General features: G+C 68.8%; 6 protein-coding genes and 1 pseudogene. 2 read left to right on the top strand and 5 right to left on the bottom strand.

The features are described 5' to 3' along the window. Positions 1-174: pseudogene (locus H521_RS26460) on the top strand (glycerol kinase); the annotation flags it as partial. A 105-nt stretch (positions 175-279) separates the two neighbouring features. On the opposite strand, the gene H521_RS0114145 reads toward H521_RS26460, so the two are convergent. Genes H521_RS0114145 through H521_RS23480 form a run of 5 tightly spaced genes read right to left on the bottom strand, consistent with a single transcriptional unit; the run spans position 280 to position 4,797 of the window. Next, positions 280-1,047, bottom strand: a complete 768-nt coding sequence (locus H521_RS0114145) for an HAD family hydrolase (protein ID WP_022893686.1) — start codon at positions 1,045-1,047, stop codon at positions 280-282. After that, on the bottom strand, positions 1,044-1,619 hold the full coding sequence (locus H521_RS25110; protein ID WP_022893685.1) for a GNAT family N-acetyltransferase: 576 nt from the start codon (positions 1,617-1,619) through the stop codon (positions 1,044-1,046). The genes H521_RS0114145 and H521_RS25110 overlap by 4 nt, the downstream gene beginning before the upstream one ends. A gap of 2 nt (positions 1,620-1,621) precedes the next feature. Then, positions 1,622-2,635: a tryptophan--tRNA ligase gene (gene trpS / locus H521_RS0114135; RefSeq protein ID WP_022893684.1), complete on the bottom strand. Its 1,014-nt coding sequence runs from the start codon at positions 2,633-2,635 to the stop codon at positions 1,622-1,624. 38 nt (positions 2,636-2,673) lie between these two features. Then, positions 2,674-3,513, bottom strand: coding sequence for an exodeoxyribonuclease III (locus H521_RS0114130; RefSeq protein WP_022893683.1), 840 nt, complete (start codon positions 3,511-3,513; stop codon positions 2,674-2,676). Between the two features lie 45 nt (positions 3,514-3,558). After that, the gene (locus tag H521_RS23480) at positions 3,559-4,797 is read right to left on the bottom strand and encodes a YihY/virulence factor BrkB family protein (RefSeq protein ID WP_022893682.1); all 1,239 of its coding nucleotides are present in this window, start codon (positions 4,795-4,797) and stop codon (positions 3,559-3,561) included. A 201-nt stretch (positions 4,798-4,998) separates the two neighbouring features. On the opposite strand from H521_RS23480, the gene H521_RS25105 reads away from it, so the two are divergent. Continuing rightward, entirely contained in the window at positions 4,999-6,582 is a 1,584-nt protein-coding gene (locus H521_RS25105; RefSeq protein ID WP_022893681.1) for a DUF7927 domain-containing protein, read from the top strand. Positions 6,583-6,738: the final 156 nt, after the last annotated feature.

The following is a 6,738-nucleotide window of genomic DNA, read 5'->3' as shown; positions in this document are numbered from 1 at the left end:
GCAGCCGGTCTCGCGGTCGGCTTCTGGTCGAGCCTCGACGAGCTGCGCGCCAACTGGCAGGAGGATTCCCGCTGGGAGCCGAAGATGGACGGCGCCGAGCGCGATCGCCAGATCCGCCTGTGGAAGAAGGCCGTCACGAAGACCCTCGACTGGGTCGACGCCGACGTCGTCTGACACACGATCGTCTCGACTCCCGCCGGCACGTTACGGTGGGATTGCGGGCCGGGCGCATGGGGGTGCGTCCGGCCCATCTCTCGTTGCAGCGAGCGCAGGCCCGGCTCAGCCGGTGAGACGAGTCGCGAGCAGCGTCGGCAATTCGTCGAGCGACGCGATCTCGAGCACCGCGGATGCCGCGGCATCCGCCTCGACCATCGCCTCGCTGGCATCGGGGCCATGGCGGTTCAGCCAGACGCCGATCAGGCCCGCGCGCACGGCGCCGACGGCGTCGGTGATGAAGCGATCGCCGATGTACACGGCCGCGCCGACCGGAGCGTCGGCGGCGAAGCGGGCGACCGCGATGCGAAAGATCTCGGCGTCGGGCTTCGCCACCCCGACATCGCCTGATGCGATGACATGCTCGAAGCGGCTGCCGATGCCGAGGCGGTCGAGCTTGGCGAGCTGGAAGTCGAGCTCACCGTTGGTGATGACACCGAAGCGCGCCCCGGGCACCGCCGCCGTGATCGCATCGAGCGCCGGCAGGGCATCATCGTGCAGCGACCACGATTCGCGGTAGCGCTCGAAGTAGCGGTCGAACCAGGCGCCCGCGCCGATCTCATCGAGTTGCTCGCCGTGGGCGAGCGCGAAGTCGCGCGCTCGAGCGCGTCGCTGCCCCTCGAACGACAGCCGGCCGGCGAGGTAGGAGTGGTAGTGCTCCTCTTCGAGCTCGTGCCAGTGACCGGATGCCGCCGCGGCGTCGCCCTCGTATGCCAGGTCTCGCATGTGCAGGGCGAGGCCGGCGCTCACCGCGGCGCGATGCGCCATGAGGGTGTCATCGAGGTCGAACAGGATGACGGGAGCGGCGGGGTCTGGGGGAGCGGACCCGCTCATGCTGCACTTCCGAGGATCGGCTCCCAGCTCGCGTACGCGTCGGGTTCGACCTCGGCGCGGCGCTCGGCGTGCCACGCCGGTAAGGTGCGACCGTCGCGACCGGGCACCGTGGGGATGCGAGGGGTGATGCGTCGGAATCCCGCGGCGCGCGCGACGTGCGCCGACGCGCGGTTGCCCTCGTTCGCACGCCAGAGCAGCGTCTCGGCATCGCGCACGCCGCTGCCGAGCGCCCACTCGCTGACCGCGGTCAGCGCCTCGGCCATGAGTGCCTCGCCGCGATGCTCGGCGCCGAGCCAGAACCCGATCTCGTGGTCGCGGCGGAGGCCGATGACGCCGAGGAGCGGGGCGCCGACGGAACGGCGGATTGCCCAGACCAGCTCGTCTCCCGACTCCCACGCGGCCGGCACATACTCCGTGAGGAATGCACGCGCATGTTCCATCGTGTACGGCCACGGCGTCGTCAGGTACTTGAGGAACAACGGGTCGGCGCAGTAGTGCGCCACGAGTTCGGTGTCGGCCTCGACGGGCAGGTCGAGCACGAGCCGTTCGGTGCGGAGCGCGACGGGGAGCATGGTCAGCGTGCGCGCCGGAGGAAGCCGATGCGGTCGTAGACCGTCGCGAGGGTGGCCTCGGCGACCTCGCTCGCACGGTCGGCGTTGACGGCGAGCAGTCGGTCGAGTTCGGCCGGGTCGTCGAGCAGCTCGAGCACCCGCGAACGGATCGGCTCGAACTCGCTCACGACGACCTCCGCGAGCGCCTTCTTGAAGTCGCCGTACCCGCGCCCCGCGAACTCCTGCTCGATGTCGGTGATGTTGCGGCCCGACAGCACGGAGAAGATCGTCAGCAGGTTCGAGACGCCCGGCTTGTGTTCGCGGTCGAACCGCACCTCGCCATCGGTGTCGGTCACGGCGCGCATGATCTTCCTCGCGGTGACCGAGGGCTCGTCGAGCAGCCACAGGATGCCGGCCGGCGTGTCGCCAGACTTCGACATCTTCGACGTCGGGTTCTGGAGGTCGTAGATGCGGGCGGTCTCGCGTTGAATGGCGGGTTCGGGCAGCACGAAGGTGTCGGCGCCGAACCGTGCGTTGAACCGGGTTGCGAGATCGCGCGTCAGCTCGACGTGCTGCTTCTGGTCGTCGCCGACGGGCACGATCTCGGTCTGGTAGAGCAGGATGTCGGCGGCCATCAGCACGGGATACGCGAAGAGGCCGACGCTCGTGGCATCGGCGCCCTGCTTCTGCGACTTGTCCTTGAACTGCGTCATGCGCCCGGCCTCGCCGAAGCCCGTGATCGTGTTGAGCACCCACGCGAGCTCGGCGTGGGCGGGCACGTGCGACTGCACGTAGAGCGTCGAACTCGAGGGATCGATGCCCGCGGCGATGTACTGCGCTGCCGTGCGGCGCGTCTTCTCGCGGAGTTCAGCTGGTTCTTGCGCGACGGTGATGGCGTGCATGTCGACGACCGAGAAGAAGGCGTCGTGCGTCGACTGCAGCTGCTTCCACTGCAGGAGCGCGCCGATGTAGTTGCCGGCGTGGAGCGAGTCGGCGGAGGGTTGCATGCCCGAATAGAGGCGGGGCTTCTGCGTCATGGGGAGTTCCTTCGAAATGCGTGCCGCGATGCGGCAGGTCAGATGGCGTAGTCGACGACCACGGGGGCATGGTCGGACCATCGCGTGTCCCAGGCATCGGCGCGATCGATGACGTAGGAGATGGCGGTCTCGGCGAGCGCCGGTGTCGCGAGCTGGTAGTCGATGCGCCATCCGGTGTCGGTGTCGAATGCCTTGCCTCGCTGCGACCACCAGGTGTACGGGCCGTCGACCTCGCCGGCGAACCGGCGACCCAGGTCGACCCAGCCGAAGCCCGCCCCGGCGTTGTAGCCGTTTTCGCCCTCGGCGCCGACGAAACGATCGAAGTACGCGCGCTCCTCGGGCAGGAAGCCGGCGTTCTTGACGTTGCCCTTCCAGTTCTTGATGTCGAGCGTGCGGTGGCCGACGTTCAGGTCGCCCACGATCACGGCGAGCTCAGAGGACGCGGCGAGCTGCGGCATCCGCTCGGCCATGGCATCGAGGAACTTGAACTTCTCGACCTGCTTGGGCGTGCCGACGGAACCGGAGTGCACGTACGCCGAGACCACGGTCACGACGCGGTCGCCGACCTCGTAGTCGGCCTCGAGCCAGCGGCCGGCGCTGTCGAAGTCGGTGGCACCGAGCTCGACCCGGTGGATGCTCGCGCGGTTGCGGCTCGCGATGGCGACGCCGGCCCGACCCTTGGCCGTCGCCGGATCGTGCAGGATGTCCCATTCTTCACCGAGGAGGCCCTGCAGGTCTTCGGTCGAGGCTCGCACCTCTTGCAATGCGAGGATGTCGACGTCGCGCGTGGCGAGCCACTCGCCCATGCCCTTTCGGAATGCGGCACGCACTCCGTTGACGTTGACGCTGGCGAGTCGGAGGGGCTTCGCAGAGGGCATGGATCGATCCTACGGGAGGCCTCCGACGCCGCTGCGCCGCAGCCGCTACGGCGCCGATGCCTCGAGATCGGCGAGCTCCTGCTCGGCTCGCGCGAGGCGACGGCGGGCGGCGAAGCGCTCGATCCAGTTCGCCGTGTCGAGTTCGTGTCGCGCCGTGCGTACCCGCACCCGTGCCGCCGTGATCAGGGCGCGGCGCTCCTGTTCGCGCTGTTCCATCGCGAGCTGCTCGGGCGTGACGAGGCGCAGGCTCTCATGGGCGTCGGATGCCTCGACGGCGATCCAGCTCGCCGCCACGAGGATCACGATGCTGGTCAGACGGAACCACAGCAGCAGCGCGATGAAGACCGTGAAGGTGGCGAGCAGTGGATTCGTCGTCACGCTCGCGACGAGCCACCCGCCGAGCAGCTGCAGCAGCGAGAGTGCGGCGGAGCCGAGCAGCGAACCGATCCACATGCGCCGCCACGGCATGGTCGCGCCCGAGAGGAAGCGGAACATCACTGCCAGAGCCAGGGTGTCGAGCACGAAGACGATGCCGAATGCGCCGATCCGCACGGAGACGGCGCTCCAGCCGCCGCCATCGGGCAACGACATGAGAGTGAAGATCCACCCGATGAACGAGGTCGCGACGACCGACAGCACTGCTGCACCGGCGAGGATCGCGCCGAACGCGAATCCGACGAGTGCATCCCTGGCCTTCAGCAGCGCGTAAGCGCGCGTGTCCTTCGGCAGGCCGAAGATGCTGCGCACGGCCATGCGTGCGTACGTGATCCAGCCGATGGCCGTCCAGATGAGGCCGGCGAGGGCGACGGCACCGGTCCAACCGAAGAGGCTCGTGCTCGAGGTGGCGATCGCGGTGAGCTCGTCGGTGGTGATGACCCCGTCGGGACCGATGAGCCCTGGAGCGTACGTGTTCAGGAGGCGGATGAACGCGTTGAGCGTCTCGGGGTTGCCGGTGAGCCAGATGCCGCCGACGGCGAAGACCACGTAGACCGCGGCGAAGATCGCGAACAGGGCCTGGTAGCTCATGCCCGACGAGAGGATGAACCCGTTCCGGTCGAGGAAGTGCCGCCAGACCCTCACCGGAAAGAGCGCGAGGGTCTTCTGGGTCAAGGTCGTGACCCTGCTGATCGGTGCTTCGAAGCGGTCGCGCAGCGGCCGGCTCAGCGCGTCGAATCGCTCCTTCGCGGTCTCCGAGTGGTCGTCGAGCCCGAGCGGGTCGCGCTCGGCATGCTCGTCGAACGTCGCACTTCGCCCCCGCGTGGGCTTCGCACCCCGTTCGCTCACGCTCCAACCCTAGCCACGGCCCCGCCGGGTTCGTGGAGGCGCAATGTCGATTCGCTCAGGGGCGCCCGGCTCCTGCACCACCTTCGGGGGGTATTTCATGAGGAATGTTTGTATTTCTCGTTGGGCGGGGCGCACACTGTCGGCACCCGAATACCCGACCCGTTCACCCGAGCCGGCTCCCTACCCGAATCTGGAGCTGTCATGACCCGACACAGTGCTGTCCTGCCTGCCCACACCCGCGCCGCACGCCGCGGCTTCACCCGACGCGATCGGGTGGGGCCGATCGCAGTGTTCGTGGCCGTCGCCATGGTGCTCTTCGGCGCGCCCACGCTGGCCTTCGCCGATGAACCGCTCGCCTCCGAACTCGCGATCGCGGCGGTCACCGAGGTGCCAGCGGCCGAACCGGCCGAACCCGAACCGGAGGCGGCTCCTGAGCCGCCACCGGCTGAGGAGCCGGCGCCGGAGCCGGTCACCCCACCCGATCCCGCGCCGGAGCCGGTCGTCGAACCGGAGCCCGAGCCCGCGGTCGAACCCGAGGTCGAGGCCGCGCCAGAGGCGGCAGCCGACGCCACGGATGCCGCAGCCGCGGTCGCGCCCGAGCTGGTTCAGGTGCTCGACCACGGCGGGCCGCCCGTGCAGGTGCCGGAGTGGAACGATCATGTCGACATCTGTCACGCGACGAGCAGTGGGAGCAATCCGTACGTGGCGATCAGCCCGAGCGTGCGTTCGATCATCGATCCGAACGGCGACCCCGACGACCCGACCGACCCGTCGCACGCTCACTCCGAGCATCAGGACGGACGAGACATCATCCCGGCGTTCCACTACCTCGACAGCGAAGGCGTGGAGCGGTTCTTCCTGGGCCTGAACCTCGATCTGCTCCCCATCTTCGAGAACGAGTGCGATCTGCTCGAACCGAGTCTCTCGCTGAGCTTCGTGCCGTGCGTCGACCCGGGCGGAGCGGTGCCGATGCTCGACGTCGTCGTCGGAAACCTCTTCGTCGGTGCGGAGTACGAACTGCGCGTCGTCGAGGCGGGCACCGACACCGAGGTCGGCATGCACTCGTTCACCGCGGGGAGCAACGCCTTCGAATGGTCGTTCGGTGTTCCGGAACCGGGAGCGTACGACGTCACTCTGCACCGCGTCGGCACCGAGGCATCCGAGGATGTCAGCGGAACGATCGAGATCCTGCCGTGCCCGCCGCCGCCGCTCATTCCCGGCTGGGAACTCGTGAAGAGTTCCGACCCGGCTGATGGTGCGATGGTCGAGTCAGGTGCCGCGATCACGTACACCCTCACTGCCGAGAACACCTCGGAGGCGGTCGTCGAGGGTGCACAGGCGTTCGACGACCTGACCGACGTGCTCGACAACGCGACGCTCGTCAGCGTGGATCCCGGCCTCAGCCTCGCCGGCGACGTGCTGACCTGGACGGTGCCGGCCCTCTTGCCCGGAGAATCCGCGCAGGCCTCGTACACCGTTCACGTCGTCGCGAACGCGGGCGGCCAGCTCCTGCACAATGTCGTCTCGCCGTCGGCAGGCGGCGAGTGCCCGGAGGTCGACGCGGCCGTCAACGGGCCGTGCATCGTCGATCACCCGGTGACGCCCGAGATTCCGGTCACGCCGGTGACTCCGGTCACGCCGGCAGGCACGACGACCGTTCCGGCGGCGAAGGTGCTCGCAGCGACGGGCACCGACTCGTCGGCCATGCTGCCCGTGACGCTGCTCATCCTGCTGCTCGGCGCAGCAGGGGTCGGACTCGGCCGGCGTTCGCGCCGAGCGGGGTGACGATGCCACACCCGAAGGCGTCGACACCGCCTCTCTGAGGCCGACCAGCGGATGTCGCGGCTCACGTGAGCCGCGGCATCCGCGCGCGGAGAGCCACGCCGCCGTCACCACGGAATTGCCATTTCACCCCTGTTTTGGTGTCGTTCCGAGTCTTCC

The sequence above is a fragment of the Agromyces subbeticus DSM 16689 genome (assembly GCF_000421565.1).
In the GTDB taxonomy this organism is placed as follows: domain Bacteria; phylum Actinomycetota; class Actinomycetes; order Actinomycetales; family Microbacteriaceae; genus Agromyces; species Agromyces subbeticus.
The sequence above is the reverse complement of the archived record's forward strand: the minus strand, read 5'-3'. Positions and strand labels throughout refer to the sequence as shown.

What these genes read in the sequence shown, in the direction of transcription:
- H521_RS0114145 (WP_022893686.1), bottom strand. Translation starts at nt 1,047, where the DNA reads ATGAGCGGGTCCGCTCCCCCAGACCCCGCCGCTCCCGTCATCCTGTTC.
- H521_RS25110 (WP_022893685.1), bottom strand. Translation starts at nt 1,619, where the DNA reads ATGCTCCCCGTCGCGCTCCGCACCGAACGGCTCGTGCTCGACCTGCCC.
- trpS (WP_022893684.1), bottom strand. Translation starts at nt 2,635, where the DNA reads ATGACGCAGAAGCCCCGCCTCTATTCGGGCATGCAACCCTCCGCCGAC.
- H521_RS0114130 (WP_022893683.1), bottom strand. Translation starts at nt 3,513, where the DNA reads ATGCCCTCTGCGAAGCCCCTCCGACTCGCCAGCGTCAACGTCAACGGA.
- H521_RS25105 (WP_022893681.1), top strand. Translation starts at nt 4,999, where the DNA reads ATGACCCGACACAGTGCTGTCCTGCCTGCCCACACCCGCGCCGCACGC.